Consider the following 25287-nt stretch of genomic DNA (forward strand, 5'->3'; position numbering starts at 1 on the left):
GGCTTTCTTCTTAATCTTAATCTTTATCTTACTCTTACTCTTTCACTGCTGAAGAGGGATTAAGATTACGATTACGGTTAAGATTAAGAGGCCGGGCGACCCTCAATTCTTCGGGATATTCGGCGGCCGGTCGGAAAGCTTCGGCAGATCGTTGGCGCGGATCTCCGGGGCGACGGCGTTTTCGCGTTTGCCGCCGATAATCTCGAGGCCACCCGCAACAGTATGGCGCAAGGTCGGCCGGGTCTTGGGCGCGGAGTAATTCACCTGGCCGCCAAATTCACCCGCCGAGGTCACCTTGGTCAGCACATAGGCGCGCATGCCGATGAGGTGCAGGACGTAAAGATTGTTATTGGAGTCGAATTCGACCTGCGGCTGGACGTTGTCGAGGATGCGACCGATCGGGAAGGTGCAGTAGACCATGCCGTCATCCTGGCCTTCGACGCGGACGTAGAGCGTATTCGTTTCGCCGACCTCATGCGAAAGCAGCGAGAAGATGCGCATCTGACCAGCGTTCGGCTGGCCTTCAGGAATGCCGGCGGTCCGCTTCCAGATGAGATGGCCCTCGTTCACGTCGATGAAGGTGGGGCGCGAGACGAAGAACTTATCGAGGCCGGAGTAGTAGATGGAGGCCTGGATGCGGAATTGGCCCTCGCCGCCCATCTCGTAGAGTTCGTTGAGGTTGACGGTGCGCTTGACGGTTTCGCCCGCCTTTACCACGAACGGCGCCAGCTTGTAGTGCAGATCGCGGGGCGGGATCATGTGATCGTCCTCGCCCATGATGCGGAAGCCGAACCACTGATACTCGTCGGTGTCCGAGAGCGTGATGTCGCGCCCGGCGCGATTGGTCACGAGCACGGTGGCGATGATCGGTTCGTAGAGCAGATGGAAGCGCTGCTTGATGGAACATTCCACGGTGATCTGCGCATGGGCGGCGGTGGCCAGGCAGCAGACCGCGAGGCAGAAGAGGAGCAGCGAGCGTAGGAGCTTCATCATTTTTTGGCAGGGGGGGTGTGGCTCACTGTCCGGAATCCAATCGTTTCGTCAACTTTGTTGGGATCGATTTCTGCACGTTTATCGAGATTGACCTCTTTCGCGGCAAAGCTGCCGCCCTTGACGATCGCCCTGCGCTTCGCGGCGTCCCAGCTGCCGGTCCATTCGCTGACGTTGCCGGCCATGCCGATGACGCCGAACGGACTCTTGTCCCCCTTGATCTTGTCGACCGGGTTCCAGAAGTTGTAGCCGTCCACGGCGCCCTTGGCGTCCGGGTGATTCGGGTCATGATCGATCCCGGAATTGACGTTCTTCGGGTTGAAATCATCGCTGCCGGGGAATTTGAAGCCCTTGGTGCCGCGCGCGGCCTTTTCCCACTCTTCTTCGGTCGGCAGTTCGCGGCCCTTCCACTTGGCGTAGGCGTAGGCATCCCAGTAATCCACCTCCATGACAGGGCAGTTCAGGTCGATCTTCACACCCCGCGCCGCTTTGCCGGCCTTGGCGTTCTGATAGTAAATCTCCCAGTGCTCCGGCTTGTGCATGGCCGCGGTTTTCACGCGCGGCTGGCGCGGATCGTCGTATTCCGAGGTCGGGTGTTGCTCGAGGAATTGGACGAATTTCGCGTACTGGCCATAGGTGACCTCGTATTTATCAATCCAGAATTCGGGCAGCGTCTTCGATTCGCCGACGGCAAAGATGAATTCGCCGGCGGGAATATCCACCTGCTCGTCGAGGTTGCGCTCGTTGCTCGAGTAAACCCAGAAGATGAGGACGATGGTGAGGATGATGAGACTGCAGACGCTGGCGACACTGAAGTAGAGCGTGCGCTTCTGCTGCTTGCGCGCGAGTTCCACGGCGGCGATGGCGGCGCGGTCCTGGGCGCTGATCTTCGCAGCCTCGATGGGAATGACTTTCGGCTCGATGGCCTTGATGCCCTGCAGGACCTTTCCCCAAGTGGTGAGCGCGTCGGGCCCGGTCTGGACCATGCCCTTCAGCAAATCCCGCAAACCCGGATTGAGCGACTGCACGGCGGGCAACACGCTGAGCATGATGCGGCCGAGGATCTTGATTTCCTCTTCCGGCGGCAATTGCTCATCGGTGGCTTGCTCGGCGAGGTTCGCGAGATGCGACTGGCCATTCTTGCCCACAGAGATGCTGGAGGCGTCGGGCACCTGGTGCGGGATATTGTGCGAGTCGAGATAGGCGAGACCTTCGGAGGCGACGCGGAGGATTTTCAGCGCGGAGATTTCATCCAGCTTGCTGCCGGCGGCCTTGAGTTGGGCGAGGTTTGTGCCGTCGACGTATTCGTGCGCGTAGAAGTAGCGGCCGTTGGCTTCGCCCGCTTCGTACACGGCGATGATCGACGGGTGTTGCACCTGCGCCTTGGCGCGCGCGTCGGCGATGAAGCGATCGCGGGTGTCCGGATCGTCAGCCTTGTCGGCATCGAGGATTTCGATCCCCACCGGGCGATTGATGGAAACCTGGACGGCGAAATAAACACTGCCCAAGCGGCCTTCGGCGATCTTCTGGTCGAGCAGGTAGGCGCCAAAAAGCTGGCCGGCCAATTCACCCGGGTCGGAAGCCTCGACCAACTGCGTGCCCAAGGATCCGATGGAGGTGTCTTCTTCGGTCTCGGGTTCAAACTCGGGCTCGACAGGAGGTGGCGGCGCGACAGGCGCACGCGGAACGGGAGCGGTGGCGGCCTTTGGCACCGCGGTGGCCCTGGCGGTTGCCGCCGGCGCCGGTTGCTGGGTCGCGGGACGCGGAGCGGCCTGGGGCGCGCTGGGCGCGGGCACCGGCTGTATCTTGGTCGTACCGGGAACGCGCACGGTCGCGTGAGCTCCCGAGGGGACAGCACGCGGGGCGGGCGCTGCCTTCTTCGGAGCCGCTGGGCCGCCTCCACGGGCATCCGGTGGCAGCTCGATCCGCATCGTCGGTTGATCGACCACGTCCATGGGCGAAGGCCCACGCACGGGAATGGCCGCGCGCGGCACTGCGGCCGGGGCCGCCGGCTGGGCGGAAAGCATCTCCCGGGCGATCGCCGCCAGCAATTCCTCCCCTTGGAAGGGCTTGGTGAGCAATTGGTGATTCGATGTTTGCTCGGGGTAATCGCTGAGATCGTAGCCGGTAATGAAAATCGTGCGGATACCGGGATATTGCGACACCAGGTGGTCGCGCAGGGTGAAGCCGTCCATGGGCTCCATCACCACGTCGGTGATCAGCAGATCCACGCCCCCCAGGGCCGCCGCGTTTTCCAAAGCTTTTTGACCATTGGTCGCCACACGCACTTCATGGCCCGGGAGGGTCTTGAGGCTGGCGAGCAGGTTCTGGATTATGGCCGTGTCGTCATCGACCAGCAGAATTCTCATTTCTCGTTCTCTTTCGGAAGGGTGGGGGGTGGCGGATACTGTTGCGCGAGACGCTCGGGTTGAGCGGTCGCGGCTTGAAGTTGCTGCTTGTAATAGATGCGCACGATATAGCCAAAGTATTTCAGGCTGTCGTGCTTCGCGGCGCGCTCGGGCTTGGGAAGTTGGTATTCAACCGTGAGCTCTTCGGTGTCGGTGTCCGCCCAGTCGGCCGGCGGCGTCGCCCAACGGGATTGCACGTTCGCGCTGGTCGGGACGACGTTCTGCTCATTCGCGATGTCGTAGAAGAGGACGTGAATGACGAGGTCCTTCACATCGACGTGCGCCTTGGGCCGGGCCTTGATCGGGATGTGCAGGAGGAAGTGCTTGGCGGAATTATCGTCGTGCAGGTCCTCCTCCTTGACCTGCAGGAGGCCGAGCATGGCACCGGCATTGATGCCATCGATGGCGGCAGAAGTATCGACTGGGGTGCTGTTCTGCTGCGGCGCGGGACCGACGACCGGCGGCTTGGCAACCTGGCGCAGAGCATAGGCTTGCGAAGCTTCGAGTTTGGCCTTGGCCGCCTGGTAGGCGACACCCGCGGAATCGCCCATCTCGTAAATCTTGCGCCAGCTCTCCGCGGCTTTGTCGGCCATGCCCATCTTGTCGTAGGTAATGGCCAGTTCGGTGATCGGAACCGCGCTCCTGGCGTCGATCGTCGCGGCCTCGCGGAACTTGGTGATGGCGGTGCTCATGTCGCCGCGCTCGCGCAATTCCTTGCCCTGCAACACGAGTTCATCGAAGCGATTCGCCGGTTCGGCGGCCGTCGGCCGGTTCGGCACCGGGGTGGGACGGGAAGGCTCCGTGCTGGACGAATTGGTCGTGAAAGACTGCTTGGGCTCGCTCAACGGATTCGCCCCCACATCCAGCGACCCAGGTTGCTGCATGGGGATGTGCTCCAGAGTCGTGGAGGGCACGACCTGGGCCATGAGTGTGGGCGGAGGCGCCCCGCTGCGTGCGCGTTTAACAAAAGCCCAACCGATAAGGACCAGTTGCAAAACCGCGCCCAGCCCCAGTATGCTGATGGCGATACTGAATGTCTTGCCTACGGGCTGATTGGTGATGGGGGAGGCGGTAAGCATAGTCCCGAAAGTCGCCCAGAGTAGGTTTGGGCCGGGAAGGTGTCAAACGAGGGTTATTTTTCGAGGAATTTGAAGATCGGGCGAGCTGCGGGAGAATACGGGAGTCGGCTTCTGGAAAACCCGAAAACCGCGTGCGGGGCTCCAACGGACCAGAAACCGTGCCAACCCGGCATAAGCACTTTTGGCAAATTGCCGCGTCTTATTACTAATGAGGTTTAATATTTCTCGATGCCGCCGGGTTTGGTGTATGCGAAATGTCGGTCTTCCCGCCGACTCCCTTTACCCCCGTTTCCTTTCTATCCCGACTTTCCCCATGCTCCGGCTGGCGCGCTTCATTTTCCCCCTCCTCATCGTTTCCCTCACTGCTCTGGCCGGGGATAACGCCCCTGCCCCCAAGCCCTCGGTGCTGAAGCTGACCCTGGAGACGGCCATCCAGGCCGCGCTGGCCAAGAACTTCGCCATCCAGGTCGAGAAATTCGAGCCGAAGATCGCCCAGGAAAACATCACCCAGCAGCTCGGGCATTTCGACCCCACTTTCTCGCTGACCGCGCAGCGCACGGAAAACGCCCTGCCGGGTCTTTTCCAAAACGACATTCACCTGAGGACGCGGGCGCTGACCCGCACCGATCTCCTCAGCGCCGACCTGGCCGGCGCCACTTCCATCGGCCTGACCTACGACTTGGGCCTGAGCTCGAGCAACACGCTCGGCATCTTCAATCACTTCACCAACTTCTACGAATCGACAGCCAGCGTGAGCATCAAGCAACCGCTGCTCCGCGGCTTCGGCACGGCGGCCAATCTCGCCCAGGTCCGCATCGCCCGGAACAACGCGAAGGTGACCGAATGGCAATTGCGCCAGCAGATCATCGATACGATCACGACGACGAACTTCGTCTACAACGAATTGCACTTCGCGAAGGAGAACCTGCAGGTGGCCGAGCAAAACCAGGAGCTGGCCAATCAATTGTTGAAAGACAATCAGGCGCGGGAAAAAATCGGCACGATGGCCCTGCTCGACGTCGCCGAGGCGCGCGCCCAAGTGGCCTCACGCGAAGAGGCGGTGATCCTCGCCCGGCGCACGATCCTCGACAACGAGAACCTGCTGAAGCAACTCGTGACGAATGACATTGAGCGGCTGCTCGATGTGAGAATCGAGATCGAGCCCCCACCCTCGCCGCCGTTTCATGCCGATGTCCGCGCCGCCATTCGCGAGGCCCTGGAGCTGCGTCCGGATTATCGCCAGGCCATTCTGACCATCGAACGGAGCAACATCACCCTCGCCTTCACCCGCAACGAAGTGCTTCCGCGTTTCGACCTCACGGCCAGCCTGGCGCTCCTGGGCATCGACAACGAGATCGGGCGCAGCCTGAGCCGGATTGGCGACAAAGATCAGACCCTCTGGACGGCGGGCGCGATCATGAGCCTGCCGATCCCCAATCGCGAAGCGCGCGGGGCGCGCAACGCCGCCGCGCTGGAATGCGCCAAGGCCCTCGTCGCGCTGAAGCAGCTCGAGCAACAGGTCGTGGTGGACGTGGACAACGCCTCGGGACAGATCGTGACTTCGGGCGAACGGATTACTTCCACCAGCGAAGCCACGCGCCTGGCTCGTGAGACCCTCGACGCCGCCGACAAGAAGCTCAAGGCCGGCACTGGCACCACCTTCGAAGTGCTCGACCTGCAGGAAAAACTCGCCGAGGCCGAAGCTGCCGAGTTGCGCGCCCGCGCGGATTACAACAAGGCGGTGAGCGAATATCAGCGCCAGACCGGCACCGCGCTGAAGGTCCACAATGTCGTGTTTTTCAAGTAAGCCGACGCCGTGGTTTCCCTGATATGTATTGACTACGTATCATCGCTTATCTAACATCGCCAGCTCGTGACCCCTCCAACACTCTCCGCTTCCCACGGCACTATGGACGCTCGGTTCGCCCACCAGCAATACACCATCAAGCGGCCGTTCCTGTCCTTGTTCGGGCGCAAGTATTACGTCTATGCGCCGGATGGTTCGTTGGTGATGTTCCTCAAGCATCCGCTGATGAAACTGCGTGAGGAGTTCACCATCTTCACGGACGAGACCGAGTCCACGCCCGTGCTCACCGTGCGCTCGCGCAGCATTGTCGCCATCAACATGGCCCACGATGTCTTCGATCCGCGCACCGGCGAAAAGACCGGCAGCATTCGGTCGCGCGGCATGAAGTCCATTATCCGCGACACGTGGGATATTCTCGACGCCAACGATCAAGTCGTCGGGCTGATGGAAGAAGACGGGTCCGCCTTATTGCGCCGCTTCCTCAAGTTCCTGCCCGGTCGGCATCGGATCGAGCTCAACGGCCAAGTCGTCGCGACGCTGAAACAGACCTTCCGCTTTTTCATCAAGGAAGAGGTCCTCGACCTCTCGCCCGGCAACGGCCAGATCGATCCTCGCTTCGCCATCAGTTGCGCGTTGCTCGCACTGATGAAGGAGACGGCGAGAGAGAAGGAAGAGTAAGACGGCCGGAGCCGTTCTTAATCGTTAATCTTTGATCGTTAATCCTTAATCTTTCTTCGAGCAGCGAGAGGAGGATTAATGATTAAGGGATTAATGATTAAAGATTAAGAGCCGCGGAATTGCCCGGCGGATCACTTCCCGCCGACGGCTTTGACGAACTTCCCGGGATTCAAGATCCCGTGCGGGTCGAGCGCGGCTTTTAACGTGGCGTGGACTTGGCGGCTGACCCGGCTGGTCGCGTCCGGCCACCAGCGTTGCTTGGCGATGCCGATGCCGTGTTCGCCGGTGATGACCCCGCCCCACGCGAGCACTTGGTGAAACAATTCGTCGAGCGCTTTGCCCACCTTCTTATAGACCGCGCGATCCTGGTGGTAATTCGCGGCCATGATATTGACGTGAATGTTGCCGTCGCCGGCGTGGCCGAAGCAGGCGATGGGATAGCCGTATTTCTTGCGCAGCTTCTCGGTGAATTCCGCGAGATCGGTGAGTTTGCCGCGCGGGACGACGATGTCTTCGTTGAGCTTGGTGAGGCCGGTGGCCTTGAGCGACATCGAGAACGCGCGCCGCAAATTCCAAAGCTCCTCGCAATCCGACTCGCCGAGCGCGGTCCGGGCACCGATGGGTTTGAGCTTTTCCAAAAGTTTGGCCAGCGCGTGCACCTCGGAGGTGACAGACTCCGGCTGGCCATCGAGATCGACGAGCAGATGCGCACTGCCTTTCGGCGCGAGATGTTTGCCGAGATATTCTCCCGCAGCTTCCAGCGTGAAGGCATCGGCGATCTCCAGCGCGGAGGGCAGGAACCCCGCCGCAAAAATTTCCTGCACCGCCCTGGCCGCCTGGCGGAATGTGCGGAAGCTCGCGGAAAGCGTGGCGCGGGCCGGCGGCAACGGCAGCAGGCGCAGCGTGGCCTCAGTCACCACACCGAGCAACCCTTCCGAGCCAACGAACATGCCGATGAGATCGAAGCCGGTCTTGTTCTTGTGTGTGCGCCCGCCAGTGCGGAGCACCTCCCCATTCGAGAGGACGACTTCGAGCCCGAGGACGTACTGCCGCGTGACGCCGTACTTGAGGCAGCGCGGGCCGCCGGCATTCGTGGCGATGTTCCCACCGAGGCTGCAATCCTTCATGCTCGCCGGGTCGGGCGGATAAAAGAGCCGCTTTTCGCGCGCGCCAGCCTGCAGCCTGGCGGTGATGACGCCCGGTTCCACGACGGCGACGGCGTCGGCGAAATTGATTTCCTTGATGCGATTCATCCGGGCCAGCGAAAGCGCGATGCCGCCCTGCAGCGGCACGCAGCCGCCGACATAGCCGTAACCGGCGCCACGCGGCGTCACAGGAATCCGCCGCCGATAGGCAAACTTCATGAGTTTGCTGACATCCGCGGTGGATTCGGCAAAGACGACCACCTCCGGCGGATGGCTGGCGAACCATTTGTCGCCCGCATGTTCGACGAGCGTGGCGGGGTCAACACTCACCCGGCTCTTGCCGAGCAATTTCTCCAACTGGCGCACTAATAACATCCTGCCTCAGTGTCCGGTGAAAAATTTCGAAAGGCTGTTGCCGATCTTGCTGAAGACATCCTTCTTCTGCGGCGATGGAGACTCGTGCGCCACATTCTTGTGAGACTGATGCCGCGAATCGGAGCCATCCGGCTCCGAACTATTCTGCGTTTCCACGATGCCCGCGCTGCCCCCGGGCTCGGCGGTGAAGCCATCATGCGAGATGACGTTTCCCTTTCCTGCGCTGACGACGATATGGCCGATCTCTTTTCCGTTTTCGTCGATGCAGGTCACATTCCAGAGCGGCGTGGCATCGGCGCCTTCCTTGTAGAGAGAGTAGTTGAGCTTGGCGATGGCCACCTTGTTGGCCTCGGCGTACTGCTGCACGAGGTCGGCCAATTTGTCGGAATCGACCCGCACGTTCGATGAGCCGATGACGTCGGTGGGCTTCACGCTTTCGGCAAATTGCGAGATGTTCCGCGAAGCCACCACCTCCCCACCGGAGACGACGTACTCGTGCACGCCATTTTCATCCTTCGGATCGTTCACGATGATGTACCAGCGATCCGGATACGGAGTGCCCTCGCGCGCTTCGATGCGGGCGATCTTTTTAGCTTCGCCACGCGGGAGTTGCTTGATGGCGTTCAGCGCCGACGACGGGTCGGCCGCCGCCAGGCAGATGCCGGCGCTGGCGAACAGCCCGAGGATGAAAGCGAGTAATGACGATCGCATGGCAGGAAGAAGAACCGCCGGTAACTCTATCGGGGTTAACGGCGCATTTCAAAGTGAATGTCCGAAGACCGTGGAAAGACGCAAGCGGCTTTCCTGGAACTCCTATTTTTCCTATTCCTCCCATACCTCCTATTCGCGGATGGGAGGAATGGGAAAAACAGGAAGTATAGGGCCCCCTCAAGAATTGCTTTACCCGCCGCTCGGTCGCGCCCAAACATGCCTGCATGATCATCAAGCCCAGGATTCGTGGATTCATCTGCACCACCGCCCATCCCGCCGGTTGCGCCGCTCATGTGAATGAGCAGGTCGAATACGTGCGGAAACAAGGCTCCGTCGCGGGAATGCCGAAGCGCATCCTGGTGATCGGCGCTTCCACCGGCTACGGGCTGGCCAGCCGGATCGTCCCCGCCTTTGCCGGTGGCGCGTCCACGATCGGTGTCTTCTTCGAGAAGGCGGGTGAGGATGGCCGCACGGGCAGCGCGGGCTGGTACAATTCCGTGGCTTTCGAGAAAGCGGCTCACGCCGCCGGGCTCTATGCGAAGAGCATCAACGGCGATGCCTTTTCCGACGCGATCAAGCAACAGACCATCGATCTCATCAAGAAGGACCTCGGGCAGGTCGATGGCGTGATCTACAGCCTCGCCTCTCCCCGCCGCACCCACCCGCGCACCGGCGTCACGCACAGCTCCACGCTCAAACCGATCGGCGCGCCCTATACGGCGAAGACGGTCAATACCGACAAAGGCGTCGTGCACGACATCACGCTCGAGTCCGCCAGCGAGCAGGAGATCGCCGATACCGTCACCGTGATGGGCGGAGAGGATTGGGAAATGTGGATCGATGCGCTACGCGCGGCCGGTGTGCTCGCGGACAATGCTTTCACCGTGGCTTACAGTTACATCGGGCCGGATCTCACCTGGGCTATCTATCGCAACGGCACCATCGGCCGGGCGAAAGAGGATCTCGAGGCGACCGCCAAACGGTTGCAGGACAAGCTCGGCAAGACCGGCGGCCATGCCGTGGTTTCGGTGAACAAGGCGCTGGTCACGCAGGCCAGCAGCGCCATTCCCGTAGTGCCGCTCTACATTTCGCTGCTTTATAAAGTGATGAAGGCCGAAGGCCTGCACGAGGGCTGCATCGAACAGATTTACCGCCTCTTCGCCGAGCGCCTCAAAGGCGGCGCGCCCACGTCGGTCGACGAAGCCGGCCGCATCCGCATCGATGATTGGGAGATGCGCCCGCACATCCAGCAGGCCGTGGCCAAACTCTGGCCGGATGTCTCGACTGAGAATCTCGATGCGCTTTCCGACATGGCCGGCTACCGCACGGAATTCCTGAAGCTCTTCGGCTTCGGCCTGCCCGGCGTGGATTACGAAGCCGAAGCCGACCCCGTGGCGCCGATGCCCTCGGCTTCGGCGTAGAGGGCCTTCAAGAGGGGCCCTCCGCTCATGAGGTTCTTAATCTTTAATCCTGATCCTTTATCGTTAATCAATGACGGTTAAGATTAAGGATTAACGATTAAAGAATAAGGATTAAGAGCCGATCCCTCCGCGGAATCCTCCCTCCCTCAATTCACGCTGGCAATCTGCACCGAGTCCTTCTGGATCTTCGGCACGAGTTGCTTGATGAAATCCTTCATCCAGTCATCGATCACTCGCTGGGCGCGGGGATCCTGCTCCGCGCCGGGCGGCCATTGCGCGGCGACGGTAACGTAGGCCCAACGCTGGTTGTAGCCGTGGAGCAGCCGGTCCTTCATATCCAGCCACGTGCGCACGATGTGCGAACTCGTCGTCACCGTGTGCCCGACGAACCAGTAATAAGTCACATTATAGAGCGCCAGGGATTTCCCGCTTTCCTCGGTCACGTTGCGGACATTTTGCAGCCGCGTCACGCGAAGCAATCCGTGATCTCCCAAGGCGACCGGCACCGCGCCCTTGTCGATGATGGTGAATCCCTGCGCGGGCATGCATCGCTCGGGACGATGGATGCTTCGGCTCATGTCCTCACCGGAGAGCACGACAGACGCGATGATTTCGAAACCCGCGCCGTTGTGATAGGCCTTGCGGGCGAACTCCGTGCCGGCGTCTTCGCCGAGGACGGTGCGCTCTTTCTCCGAAAAATCCAGATCCCGGCCATACCAGCCGCCGACCATCTTCGGCAGGTTCATTTCCACGCCTACGGGTTGAAAACCGAGGTGATGCGGCAGCAGGAAGACGCTGCCCAGCCCAACCAGCAGTACTGCCAGGAGAATGGCGAGATGCTTAGTAGTCATAGGAAATCGGGCTGGCGGGTTTCTTTTCGCCTTCCACTTCGTCCACGTCTTTGCGCGGCGCTTCGTGATCGGGCGCGGTCAGCGTTTTGGCGATGCGGGCGCTGGCCTGGCTCCAATCGCGGCTGATGAGATTGCCAAAGCCCACCATGGCGAGCACGGCGATGGGGAAGAAGACAAAGCCCGAGTAGTCGTGATACAGGCCACCGGCGATTTCCGGGTTCCAGAATTTGGCGACCAGCACGACAGTGAAGAGACGGGCGATATTGCCGATCAAGGCAAAGAAGATGGACCCAGCGAAGACGACGAACTGCTGCCACAGACGGCCCAGCGCATAATAGACGTAAAGCGCGGCCAGCATGGTCATGGCCATGAGCGAGCGAATCCCGCTGCACCCGCCGGCTACTTCGAAAGAATGCCCATCCACATTGATGGTCGTGCCGATAAGTTGAATATGGATCCCGAGCAAGGCGCAGAGCGCACCCACCGTCTTCGACGCCAGCAATTGCAGCGTCACCGTGCTCTGAATGACGCCTCCGACCGGCACCATGAAGAGCATGAGCAGGCACGGGAAAATGAAGATGCGGGCGCAGGCCTTTCCGCCGAGATATTCCGCGCTGCCGTAAACGACGAGCGGCAGGGAGAGAATGGCGAGACGCGCCTGCAAACAGCGAATGCCGAGGACGAACAAAACGATGCCGCTGATCACGAAAGCCAGCCCGCGCAGGCTGGGCTCTTTCACGATCGAAATGAGCTCCCCACGGCGCTGCCACAAAATGAAAAGGATGATCGGCGCGATGAAACGGCAGTGGACCTGATCGTTCTCGTCGTTCCAGCCTTTCCACGCCCACACGGCCGTCGATTGCGCCCCATTCATGAAGACGCTGTAGAACCCGTAAAAGTAGACGAGCAAGCCGCCGCAGATGGCCAGCAAGAGCGTCGCCAGCGGGTTTTCACGTACCCACGCGGTCACGCCCGCCATCGTTTCACCGAGGGTGGGCTCAGGGGGTTCGACTGCCGTAGCGGAAGGCATGAGCGACGGCACTTTACAGATTCCTCGGGTTCTTTCAATGGGTGCAAGGCACGTGAATGTCACAATTTGCCGACAAAAAGGTGTTGCAGCGCGCCTTTGGTCGCTGACCGTGAGCGGCCAGGTAAAAAACTGGTGTCAACCCGGCGGCGTCTTGCCACTTTTCACCCCCAACTCTAGCATTGCCCGAAATTTTGCTTTCGTCCGACGCCCCGCCCACTTCGAACCGTCCCAAGCTTTTGGTTCTCGAATTCTGGGGACTGGGAGACCTGACCTTTGCCACTCCCCTGTTGCGCGCCGCGCAGGAGCGCTACGACATCACGCTCGTCGGCAAAGAGCACGCCACGCGGCTCCTCCAGCCGACGTTCCCCGATATTCGCTTCATTAGCTTTGAAGCGCCGTGGTCAGCCTACCGCGGCAAATATGCGCTCTGGCGCTGGAACTGGGGTAAAGTCTTCGCGCTTTTCCGGCAGTTGCGCGCCGAACCGTTCGACGCGGCGGTCTCAGTGCGGAACGACCCGCGCGATCATCTGGTCATGCTGCTGGCCGGGGCACGGAAGCGCTACGGCTTTGCGGTTTGGGGCAGCGATGCCTTCCTTACGGACCCACTCACCCGCTCCCTACCTCAGCAGCACAAGGTGGAGGATTGGCGCGATATTGGCCGGGCGCTCGATCTCCCGGGCATGGACGACGCCGGCCCGCAATTGGACCACGCGCAGTATCGCTCGGAGAGCGTGGATCAAATGTTTGCCGGACTCTCCGGCAAGCCGATTCTCTGCCTGCATCCCGGTGCACGCATCGGCGTGCGGCGCTGGCCAGAGGCGTATTTCGTCCGCTTGGTCGAGAAACTGCGAGCCCGGTTCCACTTCGATTTCGTGCTCGTCCCCGGCCCGGAAGGTTGCGGCCCCGCGCTAACCTCCCTGGCGGACCGGGTGCTGCGGCCTCTCACCGTGCCGGAGTTGGTCGACGTGTTGGGGCGCGTCGACCTGCTGCTCTGCAATGACAGCGGCCCGGGGCACATTGCCGCGGCCTGCGGACGGCCGGTCATCCCGATTTTCGGCCCGACCAATCCCGATTGGTTCCGGCCGTGGGGTGACCAGCACCATGTGGTCATCCGCGACATCTGCCCATGGCGGCCGTGCTTCGACTACTGCAAGTTCGCGGAGCCGTTCTGCATGACGCGTCTGGCGCCCGACCGGGTGTGGCCCGAGATCCGCGAGCATCTCTGCAATTTGATCGATCGCGGGTTGCTGTCCCGGGAATTTGCCGGTGTGGAAGCGTTGCCGGTGTCATGAGTCTTTCCGTCGCCGCCTTGATCGCCACCTATCGGCGCCCGCACGAACTTCAGCGTTTGCTGCAGTCGCTCCTGCAGGTGACCGGACTCAGCACGGTGATCGTGGTGGATAACGAAGGCAGCGCGGAAGTGCAGGCGTTGGTCGAGAAGGCGTATCCCGGAGCGCAGTATCTCAGCCCGGGCGCCAATCTCGGTTGCGGCGGCGGACTGAAGCTGGCCGAGCAGCGCGCCTTGCAAATGGCCGAGGCAAATCTCACCCACGTGCTCATTCTCGATGACGACGCGGTACTGGCCCCGGACACGATCACGGTGCTCGCCGAAACCATGGAGCGGGCGCAAGCAGACCTGGCTTACCCGCTCGTCACCGATGCCCGTGGCCACGTCGGCTGGCTGCCGGGCCTGATTCAGCGAGTTCCGGAATTGCGCGACGCCTTTGATGGCACGCCGGAGGAATTTCGCGCACGTTTCGGCACCGAGCCGCGCGATTTTCTCTGGGCGCAGGGTGTTTGCCTCCTCGTGAAGCGGACGGCACTGGAGCGGCACGGACCGCATCGCGATGACTTTTGGGTCCGGGGCGAAGATCTCGAGTTCAGCCTGCGTTTCACCGCGCAAGCCCGGGGCATTCTCGTGCCGGCGGTGGCCGTGCAACATTTGCCGCCGCCCGACAACACCGCGCTTTCCCGCGAGGCTGAATACCTGAAACATAGTGCCATGGTGCAAAACATCGCATTCATCGGATTCCGCCTGCCTCACGGTCGTCGCATCGCTTGGACGATTCTCGGGGCGCTGCGCCGATTCTTCCGCCTGTGGTCGTGGCCGGCCGTTGCGGATGCCATCGCCGCACTGTGGCGCGGAGCGGTGCTCGGAGAGCCCGCGGGCGCCGGCACGGGTCGCACTTTCCGGGCGCGCTTCGCCGCGCTGCCCCCTGCTCCATGAAGATCGAACGCTTCAATGTCCTCGGCGTGGCCCTGCACGCGATGAATCTCTCCGTCGCCACCGAGGCGGTGCTGGAGGCACTGCGTGAGAAGCGCAAAGGTTACGTCTGCGTCACCGGCGTCCACGGGGTGAGCGAAGCGCAAAATGAACCCGCCTTTCGCGCCATCCTCAATGCGGCTTTTCTTAACACGACCGATGGCATGCCGTTGGTCTGGCTCGGCCGGCATGTGCAGGGCCGCTGGGTGGATCGTGTTTACGGTCCCGACCTCATGCTGGAAATCTTCCGCGCCACCCAGCAGACCGCCTTCCGCCATTTTTTCTACGGCGGCGCTCCCGGAGTGGCTGACGAGCTGAAGGCCCGGCTGGAAGCCCGCTTCCCCGGAGTAACCATCTGCGGCACATATTGTCCGCCCTTCCGCCCGCTCAATGCCGAGGAAGAGGCCGATCTCCAGCGGACCGTCCGCGAGGCGCGTCCTGACATCATCTGGGTCGGCCTGAGCACGCCGAAACAGGAACGATTCATGGCCGAATACCTTTCCAAGCTCGATACGACCCTCATGTTCGGCGTCGGTGCAGCGTTTGATTTTCATGCGGGCCGGGTCTCCCAGGCGCCTCGTTGGATGCAACGCTCGGGGCTGGAATGGTTTTACCGCCTGTGCTCGGAACCCCGCCGCCTGGGCCGCCGCTATTTGGTCAACAACCCGTTATTTATCTGGCGAATCCTCGGTCAAATGTTCGGGCTGCGTAAATATCCGCTTGAAGGCGTCACCGCGCCGTAGACAGTGACGGGCTTTCCATCCCCCGCACCTAGTTAAATCAATGAGCAAAATTCTCGTCTGCGGCGCCGGTGGCTTCATCGGCGGCCACCTCATCGCTGATCTTCGCCGCCAGGGCCACACCCGACTCCGCGCCGTCGATAAAAAGCCGCTGGCCGAATGGTATCAGCGCTTCGATGACGTAGAAAACCACCAGCTCAACCTCGAGCATCTCGGTGATTGCGAAAAGGCGGTGGACGGCTGCGACGTCATCTACAATCTCGCCGCGGACATGGGCGGCATGGGCTTCATCGAGCTGAACAAGGCGCTCTGCATGCTCAGCGTGCTCATCAATACGCACCTGCTGCTGGCCGCGAAGAAATTCGGCGCCTCGCGCTTCTTCTTCTCCTCCAGCGCCTGCGTCTACAACGGCGACAAGCAGCGCGACCCGAATGTCACCGCGCTGAAGGAAGAGGACGCCTACCCGGCGCTACCCGAGGATGGTTATGGCTGGGAAAAGCTTTTCAGCGAGCGCATGTGCCGCCATTTCCGCGAGGACTTCGGCATCCAGACGCGCGTTGCCCGCTACCACAACGTCTACGGCCCGCACGGCACCTACGACGGCGGCCGCGAAAAGGCGCCGGCGGCGGTTTGCCGCAAGGTGATCAACGCAAAGCTCAGCGGGAAACACGAAATCGAGATCTGGGGCAGCGGCGAGCAGACCCGCAGCTTCATGTATATTGATGACTGCCTCTACGGCACGCAGCGGCTGCTGAACAGTGACTTCATCGAGCCGATCAACATTGGCAGCAACGAGCTCGTCTCCATCAACCAGCTCGTGGATATCGTTGAGGCCATCGCCGGGGTGAAGCTCAAGCGTAATTACAACCTGAGCGCGCCGAAGGGCGTGAATGGCCGCAATTCCGACAATACGCTCATCGAGAAAGTCTTCGGCTGGCAGCCCGGTACCAAACTGCGCGACGGCATGGAGAAGACCTATCGTTGGATCTACGACGAGATGACCAGCGGGCGCAGCTCGGTGGTGAACCGCTCGTAAGCGGACCTATCGCGCCGTCGGATAGCGAAACTGCGGCTGTGCGCATCGAAAGTGCGTGCGCTGCTTGTCATCTTCCGCGGCGTAGACTTGGTACTCGATTGGCCCGCTGCGATAGGCGCCCGCGAACAGCTTTTCCATTCGTCGCACGCCACGCAGCGCCGGCCCGAGAGCGCGCACCCACCTGGGCAATGCCTGTTGCGCCCGCGCCGTTTCCGCCCGTGCGAGTTGCTGCGCACTCTGGTTGTCGCCGGTAAAGGTGAACGCCGAGAGATATTCGCGCACATAAGCAAAGCGATGCCCGCGCGCGAGCGCCCGGGCGATCCAGTCTCCATCTGCAATGGTCTTCACACTCTCGTCGAATTGCATGCCCTCGCCGAAAACATGACGTCGAAAGAAAATCGCGCAGGTAAACGCGTAGAGGTGATCGGTCAGAATCATCGTCCGCCGCAACGGGGTGATCTTGCGGAACGCCAGCAGTTGCGATGCGGGATCGAGCACCAGGAAATCGCCGGCCACCAGATCCGCGCCGGGATTCTCCGCAAACACCCGCTCCACCCGCGCCAGCGCTCCCGGCAGGTATTGCTCGTCGCAATTCAACCACGCACAGATGTCCCCGGTCGCGCGCGCCAGTCCGCGATTGAGCGCCTGGTACATCCCATTGTCCGACTCTACAAAGAGTCGCATCCCGCCATGCGCACCCGCCCACGCTTCCAGCTCCGGGCCAGTCCCCGCGTCCTGCACGATGTGCTCGACGTCCACGCCCTGATCCGCTACCGAGCGCGCGCAACGCTTCAGCCACGAGAGCTGCCGAAAGCTGGGCGTCACGATGGAAAACTTCACGATCTCCATTTGCACACAGCCCCGGGCTTCCCAGCAACCTCACATTCCGCTAATTCGTCGGTTGCTTCATGAAGCTCTTAGTCTTCGCCCACACACCACCGCCTCATCACGGGCAGAGCTACATGGTGCAACTGATGGTGGAAGGACTGGGCGGCGATTGCCGCCAACGGCCTCCCGGCGAGCCGCTACCGACGGACATCGAATGCTATCACGTCAATTGCCGCTACTCGGAGGGCTTCGAGGATATCGGCTCGTTCCGCTTGGGAAAAATGTGGCTCGTCATCCGCTATTGCCTCGAGGCGATCTGGTGCCGGTATCGCTACGACGTGCACACATTTTATTATGTGCCCGCACCGGGCAAACGCGCCGCGCTCTATCGCGACTGGGTTGTGATGCTGCTCTGCAGGCCTTTCTTCCACAATATCGTGCACCATTGGCACGCGGTGGGCCTCGGCGATTGGCTGCGCTCGGATGGGACGTGGATCGAGCGCTGGGTCACCCACCGTCTGCTCGGCCGTGGCGCCGTCGGCATCGCGGTCGCTGTTCCCAGCATGCGCGATGCCCTGTGGTTTCGTTCACAGACGGCGGAGATCGTACCCAACGGCATTCCCGATCCGTGTCCGGATTTCGACGAGGATCTTTTGCCGTATCGGCGCGCGCGCGTGGAAGCTCGCGCCAAGCTGCTCCGGGGCCAGACCTTGACCGCCGAAGAGTCCGCCGCGGCCGGCGGAGAACCCGAAGTCTTTCAGGTGCTTTACCTCGCCCATTGCACCCGGGCCAAAGGGCTCTTCGACGCCCTCGAAGGTATCGCCACGGCGAATGCCAGACTCATCCGTGAAGCCTCACCACTGCATTGCCGCCTTGTCGTCGCCGGCGCGTTCCTCGACGCGCGCGAAGAGAAGGAATTTCAATATCGCGTGTGCCAACCCGACCTGGTGGATTGCGTCAGCTACGCGGGGTTCGTCGAGGCCGAGAAGAAGCACTCGCTCTTTTTCTACAGCGATTGCTTTTGCTTCCCGAGTTATCACGAAAGCTTCGGCCTCGTCGTCGCCGAAGCCATGGCTTATGGCCTGCCGGCCATTGCGACATCGATTCCCGCGCTCGAGGGTATCCTTCCGCCGGATTATCCCGGGCTCGTTCCTGCCCACGCGCCGCAGAGCATCGCGCAGAAGCTCGTCGAATTTCTTTCCATCGACCTTTCGCGAGGCTTGCGGGATTACTTCGTCTCCCACTACACGCAGGCCCAATTCCTGGCCGCGCTGCGCACTGCGCTGAAAAAGGCCGCGGGCTACACCGCCTAAAACTCACACCGCATTCGCCATCACCGCATCGCGTAGGCAGGCAATCTTGTCTTGAATCTCCGGTGGAGCAATAAAGTCGTGGAGATAGACAAGATAGCCAGCCAGCAAGGCACGCTCCAGGCCGGTAATTCCGGCAGCCTGTGCGTAGGCACGAAAGTCAGCGGACTGCAAAGTCGCGTTCAGTTGCGCGAGAATCGCGGCAGCGTCACCTCGCTGCACCAGGAGGGACACGTGGATCACCCAATGGAACCAATCCCACCCCGGCACCCCCGCAGCCTCGCCACGTTCCCAATCGATCACCGTCCAGCGACCGGAAGTCTTTTCCGCCCGTACATTCCAAGGAGTAAAATCGCCGTGAAAAAGCGCCGGCGCGACGGTGCGTCCCACGAGATGCTTTACGACGGCTTGTGCGCTGGGCCGCGCCGCGAGCCGCTTCCACGACTCGAGTGCCTCCAGCGGTGTGGGATGCGTTTCGTCGAGCCACGAACGAAGCACCCTGCAAAGGCCGGCTCTGTCGTCCGCCGCGGGCGACCGCCCGTCGATGAATTCCAGCGCCAATCCCGAAAACGCTTCCGTCGATTTCGCGCCACGCAGTGGCGATACGTGCGGGAGGCGATGGGCCACGCGTTTCAGGAACAGAGCCTCGCGATCCACCAGCGCGCGCCCTTCCGGATCGATACCGACCTTGGCCACAAGCACCGGCTCTGCATCGTGAAAAGCGAGCATAATGAAACGCCGCCCCGGCGTGGAGGGGTTGCCGGCGAGAATGGCAAAGACCGGCGACTCTGCGTCACCGGTCATCTCCTGCAGCCACCCGAACAATGGATCCGTTTTCGCAATCGTCAGGTCGACGCGGGGAAGTGGCATCGGCAACCCCAGGCTCAACGCCGCCTGCACGAGCGCCTTACCCCAACGCGCGAAGCGAGTCTGTGCGGCATAAAGTGTCATGGCCCGCGCCGCCGCCTGGCATTGCAAGGGCAACACCAGCAAATCGTGCCCATGCCGGCGCAAAACGCGGAACGACCATTTCCGGCCGCTCTCAACAGCAGCCGGTGTGGAAAACAGATCGCGCCAGTCGCTCACTTGGCCAGCACCTCCTGGTAAATGGAGTTCATGATTTCGCCCTTCCGGTCCCACGCATAATTCTCGGCGACATGTTTTCGTGCCTGTGCGCCGTGTGTCCGCCGCAGCTCCGGATCTTCGGCATACCGCCGAATCGCCGCCGCCACGCCCGCGATCACCTCCTCGCGTGAACCCAGCGGGACCCGCAAGCCACACCCTTCCAGCACCGCCAGCGCCGGCCCACCACAAGCGAGGCAGATCACGGGCAGTGTCGCCGCCATCGCTTCGAGCAGGACGAAACCGCCCGTGTCGTGCAGGCTGGGAAAAAGCATGGCGTCGTAGAGTCGGTAGGCCGCGAGCACCTCCGCTCGTGCCACCTGTCCGCGGAATTCGACGCGATCTTGCAGGCCGAGTTCGCGTACCAGTTTCTCCGCATTGCGGCGGAAACGCCCGTCGCCCATCAGCGTGAGACACGCCGTCGTTCCCGACGCATGCAACCCGCGAATCGCCAGCTCGACGCCCTTCCAATAAAGCAGCCGGCCGGCAAAGAGCAGCCGCAGGTGATCCGCCGGCGCGGGATCGGGGGGAACGAAATCCTTCAGATGGATACCAATCGTCGGCAGCAAGCGGCTGCGGACGCCCGATCCCTCCAAGGCCGCCGCCGTCTCTTTGGTCGAGACAATCGCCAACTCCGCCGCCGTCGCGCGCCGACCCAAAGCCCCGCTCGCCACCTGCAAGGCATTGGCCATGTTGCGCGCCACTTCCTCCGTCAACTCGCGCGGATAACGCCACGGCAGCAACGCTCCCGGCATGGACTCAAAGCCACCAACCGGCCCCCAAATGGCTGGCACTCCGTGACCGAAGATCGCCGCCGGAAACCGCGCGCCCGCGTACGTCACGTGGTGCAGCAAATCGAAAGGCGTTTCCCGCACCATTCGGGCAATCACCTGCCGCGCCGAAGCCTGCCACCGGCGGTAATAAAGATCGTGCCACCCGAGTCGCTTCTTCAGCCGGAGCATCGGCGCAGCCAGATCGTGAAAGACGAATCGCAGGCCCGGCATTTCGCCTTCCCGCGCCAGACCCGCGCGAATCGTCGGCTCATTGTTTGCCCGCGTGAGCACCGTCACATCATGCCAGCGCGCCATTTGCCGCGCCCACTGCCATCCCACCTCCGGCTCCGAGCCCTTGCCTGGCTCGCAGGAGTAGGCGGAAAGTAGAACGCGTAAACGTCGGCTCATGTGGCAATTCGGTGGTTAGCGAAAATGGGCGGAGGTCGGCGAGGCAATCATCAAGCCGGGGACAAGGATGCAGGGAGGAAAATCACCATGGAATGTCAACGGTGCGCTGCGTCTTTCGATGTCGGCTCATGCAACGTTTGCGTGACACGCTCGGCAACCGCCCGGGCGACCGCGGGCGGGGCCTCTTCCGCGCGGATTTGCACCGCGTGAAACCCGATCGACGAAAGCTCCTCGCCACGCGAGATGACCCGTCGAATTTCATCGAGCGACAGCTCCGGCTTGCGTCGATGAATCTCCTCCGGATCGGCCACGAGACACAGCACGAGATCCGGCTTGGGAACGAACCGCAGCGCAAAACGCACCCAGGACGAGGGCCCATAGTAACGCACGCTTTCCGGGTCCAGGTGATAATTGAATAGATAGCGATCGCCGATCACCAACCGCTGTCGCAGGAGTTGCGGCAGGATGCGAAAACAGTAAGCGAGATGCGCGCGAAAAACATTCCGGACCAGACGCAGGGCGGAGGATATTGTCGCGCCCGTTCCAGCCGGCCGATCACGCAGCGGTGGCTTGGGCGCGGAGGCCGGCACCGTGGAAGTTAGCGGCTTTTGCCAGGGCGGAATCCAGTGGTGATATCGCGCACCCCGAAAAAAATCCTTCGTCTCGGCCAAAAGGAGCGTGGCGACGGTGGTCTTGCCCACGCCATCGGGACCCACGAAAACGATCCATCGTCCATAACGCTGCAAGGTGATCCCGATCTCACTCCAGATGAATCCGGCAAGCCGAGCGAGCGAACCTGGCAAATCAGGCAGCCCTCGCTGTTTCCACAACCGGCGCCGCAATGCCGGAACTATGGCGGCCAATCCGGCGGCATCGGCGGCCTGGATCATCTGGACAATGCGCGGCGCGATATCGGCGCCGAAGGCCCGCGCGACGCACGCGGTGAAAGCCTCCTCGTGGCCGGCGATCCATCGCGGCACGAGCGGGTGATATTTCTCCTTATAGAAACCACCCCAGAGCAAGTGCTGAAAGACGGCCATCATCGCCTGGTGATGGGGAGCGGGCTCGAACCAGCCGCCACGTTTCGTCGCCTCGTCGAAGAGCTCCTCGCTGGTGAGATAGATGGGCCCGCGCCAGCCTTCTCCCTGGAAATGCAAATCGATGATCAGTTCGCGGCCATCCTGACCGAGCATCTTGTGCTCCCACACATAGGCCCGGCGCAGGAGTTGCACGAGCGTGAGATTTTCCTCCCGGGCAAACTGGCGGATCGCCTCGGAAGCAGCCTCGCGCCAGGCGACGCTACGCACCGCGATGTCCAGGTCGCTCGGCACTTCGTTCGGCAACGCCTCGAAATCGCGCAGGACCAGCACGTCGATTCCCTTTTCCCGGAAGCAATCCCATAGGTGGCGAAGGGAGACGCGTTTCACTGGTGGATGTCCCGGTAGCCATCGAGGAGACGCTGTGCTGTCGTGTTCCATTGAAATTCCGTTTCCACCAGACGCCGGGCGTGGGCGCCTTTGGCCAGTAGTTCCGACACCGGCGTGCGCAGGCTCGCCCGCATGCCGGCCACGCAGTCCGCTTCGTCTGCCACCCAGCCCGCGTCCGCGTTGGTCACATAGTTTGCCAGATTCGTTTCCGGCGTGACCAAAAGCGGCCGGCCTAGACCCATGGCTTCGATCGGCGTCAACGGTACCCCTTCCCAACGTGAAAGCTGGATGAAGACGTCCGATGCCGCGATGAGCTGTTGTTTTTCGTCGCCGAAAGCGCCATCGCGAATTGTCACGCGGTCGGCGATTTGCAGTTGCCCGACCATGCCTTGCAATTCATTCCTTCCCCCGCGGAAATCCGGGCCCGCCAGCGTCAGGTGATCGTCCTTTTCCGAGGCGGCCGCAAAAGCCTGCACCGCACGGTCGAGTCCCTTGCAATCGACATCCAGGCGTCCAATGAACAGGAGCCGCCGCCCAACCCCTGTCTCGCGCCACGGCGCAGGCGCGGGGGGAAACCCAATGCACCCACTGGTGGCGACGACGAAGCGACGCTGCGCGCAAAGGTCCATGACCGCTTCCTTTTCTAAATCTGAAAGCACATGCACAAACGCCGCCCGCTCCAGATAACGCCGAGAGAAAAGCCAGAAAAAGATCCACTTGCGCACCGCCCCGCGCAACCACATGCGAAAGCGCGAGTAGCCGCCGTGCGGCGTGATCACATAGGGGCAACGCAGCAGCGGCGCCAACCGGACATTGGCCGGCACGAAGCACGAGTGAAAGTGCGCTACCTGCAGACGCTGGCTCTCCCGCACGACGAACTCGCGCGTCACGGGAGGAATGACAAAACCCTTCGCCAATACTGGCAGTTCGCATACCCGAATCCCGCTTTCCGCCTCGCGAAAGCCGAGACGGTGGTGGCGCGGCGAAGCCTCCCAAATCTCGACCTCGCAACCCAGATTCACGAGTGCACGGCTCGTCCAGGCCACGGCTTGATCCACCCCATCGGCCCTGTCGGGACGCCACCTCGACACGACTGCGACGCGTACGGATTGCATGAGCTTCTTTTTGTGGCGGGAACCTAGGCGGGAAATTGCACAGGCACGAGTTAAAATCCCGCGCTGCGAAGACATTGAGTTGCCAGAAGGCGCCGGCCACGCTGATGTGGACAGGATTCGATGACTGCCGAGCTTCCCCGATATTATCTTCGCCTGGGACATCTGGCGCCGCTTTTTGCCGAGGGTCTGCCCGTTCTCACCTATCACAAGGTGGCGCGCCCGAAATGGCGCCTTGGCGGCTCGGGCGCGTTGCTTTATGTGAGCCCGCGACTCTTTGCGGAGCAAGTGGCCGAATTGCACACCGCCGGCTTCCGCAGCGGAGGGATCGACGAAGCGTTGCGCATGGAAAGAAACGGCGATCGCAAGGTGGTCCTGACCTTCGACGACGGTTTTGAAAATCTCCACGCTCACGCGATGGAGCCGATGGCGAGCCATGGATTTCAGGGCATTACTTATCTGATCGCGGACCGGCTTGGAGGCATCAACGAATGGGAGATCCCCCTCGGATGCGCCCGTGAACGCTTGATGGATGTCGTCCAGACTCGCGAATGGCTGGCGGCCGGGAACAAAATCGGCGCGCACACCTTGACGCATCCACATCTCACCCAACTCGACGCCTCCGCGGCGCGGGAGGAGATCACCGCATCCAAGAAAAAGCTGGAGGACATCTTCGGCCAGCGCATCGATCACTTTTGCTACCCTTACGGCGATTACAACGAGCGGGTTTGCGACATGGTCGCGGAGGCGGGTTTTCTTACTGCCACCATCACCAAGCGCGGACTCAATAACAAGGCGACCCCGCCGATGGCATTGCGTCGCTTCATGGTGCGATATCCGAAATGGGAGTTGCGCGATTGGTGGCGTTTGTGGACGGGGCGGTAGGCTGAATCGATTGACGGAGCGGAGGAATAGGAAAGATAGGAGTTATGGGTCCCATCGCTCGCATCCTGCCTATTCCTCTAAACCTAAAAGCGGGAATGGAAAAGGATCGGCAAATGAGTAAGGAGTTGGTGTAGTGAGGGATGCCGCCGTTGGAAAGCGCCGTTGCCATTCACCCGGAGGGTGAGTCCCCGTTGGAGCCACTTCCCTGGCCTGTGGATACGCCTGGGGGACGATATTGGGCGGAGTTCGAGGATCAAGCGCCGGTGACGCGGGAGGGGCAGCTCATCTTCTTCGCTCAGTTTTTGCGCACGGGGGGGCGATGGGAGCAGTTCGTGGAGAAGTCGCCTCTGGCCTATGAGGGCAATCGGGGGAGCAAGGTGGTCGAGGTGTTGGGCACGGCGGTGCTGTCGATCCTGTGCGGGCACTGGCGGTTCATGGCCAACTTGGTGGCGCTGGTCTACAACTGGTGGCACCTCTATGCGCGGCTCCACGATGGCGCCCATCACCGCGAGGCGATCACCAGCCGGCCAGCCTTGCTCGGGGGCGTCGCACGACTGACCCGCCATGGCGGCCAGAGCACGGTCAAAGTCAGTTTGCAGCACGAAAACCGGGAGGCGCTCGTCCAATCCATCGCCCAAGTCAGCAACACCTTACACCGCTTTCATATCATCACGGAGCGTTGGACCATCGACCAGCGCTGGACGCTGCTCTTGACCCACATCTTCCGCCATTGGCTCGGCGGCAAATGGCTCGGCCAGCTGCCCGCCGAAGCCCGCCCGCTCCTTTCGGGCTGATTTCACCGCCGCCGCCCCCCATCCCATCGCCACGCCACCGCCGTTTTCACGGCCGGCCCGACCCGCATTCCCGTTTTTAGGCTAAATCTTCGAG

General features: G+C 61.8%; 22 protein-coding genes. 10 read left to right on the forward strand and 12 right to left on the reverse strand.

Annotated elements, in window-relative coordinates; genetic code table 11:
* Window positions 1–102 precede the first annotated feature (102 nt).
* The 3 genes from CFE428DRAFT_RS00335 to CFE428DRAFT_RS00345 are packed head-to-tail and all read right to left on the reverse strand — an operon-like array spanning window position 103 to window position 4477.
* Window positions 103–993 (reverse strand): hypothetical protein, encoded by an 891-nt coding sequence (locus tag CFE428DRAFT_RS00335; RefSeq protein WP_006977401.1) that lies wholly within the window; start codon window positions 991–993, stop codon window positions 103–105.
* On the reverse strand, window positions 990–3359 hold the full coding sequence (locus CFE428DRAFT_RS00340) for an SUMF1/EgtB/PvdO family nonheme iron enzyme (protein ID WP_006977402.1): 2370 nt from the start codon (window positions 3357–3359) through the stop codon (window positions 990–992). Before CFE428DRAFT_RS00340 ends, CFE428DRAFT_RS00335 begins: the two co-directional genes overlap by 4 nt.
* Window positions 3356–4477 (reverse strand): tetratricopeptide repeat protein, encoded by a 1122-nt coding sequence (locus CFE428DRAFT_RS00345; RefSeq protein ID WP_006977403.1) that lies wholly within the window; start codon window positions 4475–4477, stop codon window positions 3356–3358. The genes CFE428DRAFT_RS00340 and CFE428DRAFT_RS00345 overlap by 4 nt, the downstream gene beginning before the upstream one ends.
* A 313-nt stretch (window positions 4478–4790) precedes the next feature.
* On the opposite strand from CFE428DRAFT_RS00345, the gene CFE428DRAFT_RS00350 reads away from it, so the two are divergent.
* Together CFE428DRAFT_RS00350 and CFE428DRAFT_RS00355 are read left to right on the forward strand one after the other, a co-directional pair.
* Entirely contained in the window at window positions 4791–6284 is a 1494-nt protein-coding gene (locus CFE428DRAFT_RS00350) for a TolC family protein (protein WP_042724163.1), read from the forward strand.
* Window positions 6285–6386: 102 nt separating this feature from the next.
* The gene (locus CFE428DRAFT_RS00355; RefSeq protein WP_006977405.1) at window positions 6387–6962 is read left to right on the forward strand and encodes an LURP-one-related/scramblase family protein; all 576 of its coding nucleotides are present in this window, start codon (window positions 6387–6389) and stop codon (window positions 6960–6962) included.
* 131 nt (window positions 6963–7093) lie between these two features.
* Here the strand turns inward: CFE428DRAFT_RS00355 and CFE428DRAFT_RS00360 are convergent, their stop codons facing one another.
* Both CFE428DRAFT_RS00360 and CFE428DRAFT_RS00365 read right to left on the reverse strand, forming a co-directional pair.
* A complete protein-coding gene (locus tag CFE428DRAFT_RS00360) occupies window positions 7094–8482 on the reverse strand; it encodes an FAD-binding oxidoreductase (RefSeq protein ID WP_006977406.1) in 1389 nt (462 codons plus the stop codon).
* 6 nt (window positions 8483–8488) lie between these two features.
* On the reverse strand, window positions 8489–9193 hold the full coding sequence (locus CFE428DRAFT_RS00365) for a hypothetical protein (protein ID WP_006977407.1): 705 nt from the start codon (window positions 9191–9193) through the stop codon (window positions 8489–8491).
* 224 nt (window positions 9194–9417) lie between these two features.
* Between CFE428DRAFT_RS00365 and fabV the strand changes: the two genes are divergently transcribed.
* The gene (gene fabV / locus CFE428DRAFT_RS00370; protein ID WP_006977408.1) at window positions 9418–10614 is read left to right on the forward strand and encodes an enoyl-ACP reductase FabV; all 1197 of its coding nucleotides are present in this window, start codon (window positions 9418–9420) and stop codon (window positions 10612–10614) included.
* A 146-nt stretch (window positions 10615–10760) separates the two neighbouring features.
* On the opposite strand, the gene CFE428DRAFT_RS00375 is transcribed toward fabV, so the two are convergent.
* Both CFE428DRAFT_RS00375 and CFE428DRAFT_RS00380 read right to left on the reverse strand, forming a co-directional pair.
* Window positions 10761–11465: an exosortase C-terminal domain/associated protein EpsI gene (locus CFE428DRAFT_RS00375; RefSeq protein WP_006977409.1), complete on the reverse strand. Its 705-nt coding sequence runs from the start codon at window positions 11463–11465 to the stop codon at window positions 10761–10763.
* Window positions 11455–12495, reverse strand: a complete 1041-nt coding sequence (locus CFE428DRAFT_RS00380; RefSeq protein ID WP_006977410.1) for an exosortase/archaeosortase family protein — start codon at window positions 12493–12495, stop codon at window positions 11455–11457. Before CFE428DRAFT_RS00380 ends, CFE428DRAFT_RS00375 begins: the two co-directional genes overlap by 11 nt.
* 179 nt (window positions 12496–12674) lie before the next feature.
* Here CFE428DRAFT_RS00380 and CFE428DRAFT_RS00385 point away from each other — a divergent pair, with 179 nt between their 5' ends.
* Genes CFE428DRAFT_RS00385 through CFE428DRAFT_RS00400 form a run of 4 tightly spaced genes read left to right on the forward strand, consistent with a single transcriptional unit; the run spans window position 12675 to window position 16534 of the window.
* Window positions 12675–13787 (forward strand): glycosyltransferase family 9 protein, encoded by a 1113-nt coding sequence (locus tag CFE428DRAFT_RS00385; protein WP_006977411.1) that lies wholly within the window; start codon window positions 12675–12677, stop codon window positions 13785–13787.
* Window positions 13784–14722 (forward strand): glycosyltransferase family 2 protein, encoded by a 939-nt coding sequence (locus CFE428DRAFT_RS00390; RefSeq protein WP_006977412.1) that lies wholly within the window; start codon window positions 13784–13786, stop codon window positions 14720–14722. The genes CFE428DRAFT_RS00385 and CFE428DRAFT_RS00390 overlap by 4 nt, the downstream gene beginning before the upstream one ends.
* Window positions 14719–15501, forward strand: coding sequence for a WecB/TagA/CpsF family glycosyltransferase (locus CFE428DRAFT_RS00395; protein WP_006977413.1), 783 nt, complete (start codon window positions 14719–14721; stop codon window positions 15499–15501). The genes CFE428DRAFT_RS00390 and CFE428DRAFT_RS00395 overlap by 4 nt, the downstream gene beginning before the upstream one ends.
* 40 nt (window positions 15502–15541) lie before the next feature.
* The gene (locus CFE428DRAFT_RS00400) at window positions 15542–16534 is read left to right on the forward strand and encodes an NAD-dependent epimerase/dehydratase family protein (RefSeq protein ID WP_006977414.1); all 993 of its coding nucleotides are present in this window, start codon (window positions 15542–15544) and stop codon (window positions 16532–16534) included.
* Between the two features lie 6 nt (window positions 16535–16540).
* On the opposite strand, the gene CFE428DRAFT_RS00405 is transcribed toward CFE428DRAFT_RS00400, so the two are convergent.
* Entirely contained in the window at window positions 16541–17374 is an 834-nt protein-coding gene (locus CFE428DRAFT_RS00405; RefSeq protein ID WP_157447390.1) for a glycosyltransferase, read from the reverse strand.
* Between the two features lie 68 nt (window positions 17375–17442).
* On the opposite strand from CFE428DRAFT_RS00405, the gene CFE428DRAFT_RS00410 reads away from it, so the two are divergent.
* Window positions 17443–18675 (forward strand): glycosyltransferase, encoded by a 1233-nt coding sequence (locus CFE428DRAFT_RS00410; RefSeq protein ID WP_006977416.1) that lies wholly within the window; start codon window positions 17443–17445, stop codon window positions 18673–18675.
* Between the two features lie 3 nt (window positions 18676–18678).
* Here the strand turns inward: CFE428DRAFT_RS00410 and CFE428DRAFT_RS00415 are convergent, their stop codons facing one another.
* The 4 genes from CFE428DRAFT_RS00415 to CFE428DRAFT_RS00430 form a co-directional block, all read right to left on the reverse strand.
* Entirely contained in the window at window positions 18679–19758 is a 1080-nt protein-coding gene (locus CFE428DRAFT_RS00415) for a hypothetical protein (RefSeq protein WP_006977417.1), read from the reverse strand.
* Window positions 19755–20975, reverse strand: coding sequence for a glycosyltransferase family 4 protein (locus CFE428DRAFT_RS00420; RefSeq protein ID WP_006977418.1), 1221 nt, complete (start codon window positions 20973–20975; stop codon window positions 19755–19757). The genes CFE428DRAFT_RS00415 and CFE428DRAFT_RS00420 overlap by 4 nt, the downstream gene beginning before the upstream one ends.
* 95 nt (window positions 20976–21070) lie before the next feature.
* Entirely contained in the window at window positions 21071–22402 is a 1332-nt protein-coding gene (locus tag CFE428DRAFT_RS00425) for a nucleoside/nucleotide kinase family protein (RefSeq protein ID WP_006977419.1), read from the reverse strand.
* On the reverse strand, window positions 22399–23517 hold the full coding sequence (locus CFE428DRAFT_RS00430) for a glycosyltransferase family 4 protein (protein WP_006977420.1): 1119 nt from the start codon (window positions 23515–23517) through the stop codon (window positions 22399–22401). The genes CFE428DRAFT_RS00425 and CFE428DRAFT_RS00430 overlap by 4 nt, the downstream gene beginning before the upstream one ends.
* Window positions 23518–23637: 120 nt before the next feature.
* Here CFE428DRAFT_RS00430 and CFE428DRAFT_RS00435 point away from each other — a divergent pair, with 120 nt between their 5' ends.
* Window positions 23638–24399: a polysaccharide deacetylase family protein gene (locus CFE428DRAFT_RS00435; protein WP_006977421.1), complete on the forward strand. Its 762-nt coding sequence runs from the start codon at window positions 23638–23640 to the stop codon at window positions 24397–24399.
* A 212-nt stretch (window positions 24400–24611) separates the two neighbouring features.
* On the forward strand, window positions 24612–25193 hold the full coding sequence (locus CFE428DRAFT_RS32675; RefSeq protein ID WP_049975500.1) for a hypothetical protein: 582 nt from the start codon (window positions 24612–24614) through the stop codon (window positions 25191–25193).
* The last annotated feature ends 94 nt before the right edge of the window (window positions 25194–25287 follow it).

The organism is Chthoniobacter flavus Ellin428 (assembly GCF_000173075.1).
Taxonomy (GTDB): domain Bacteria; phylum Verrucomicrobiota; class Verrucomicrobiia; order Chthoniobacterales; family Chthoniobacteraceae; genus Chthoniobacter; species Chthoniobacter flavus.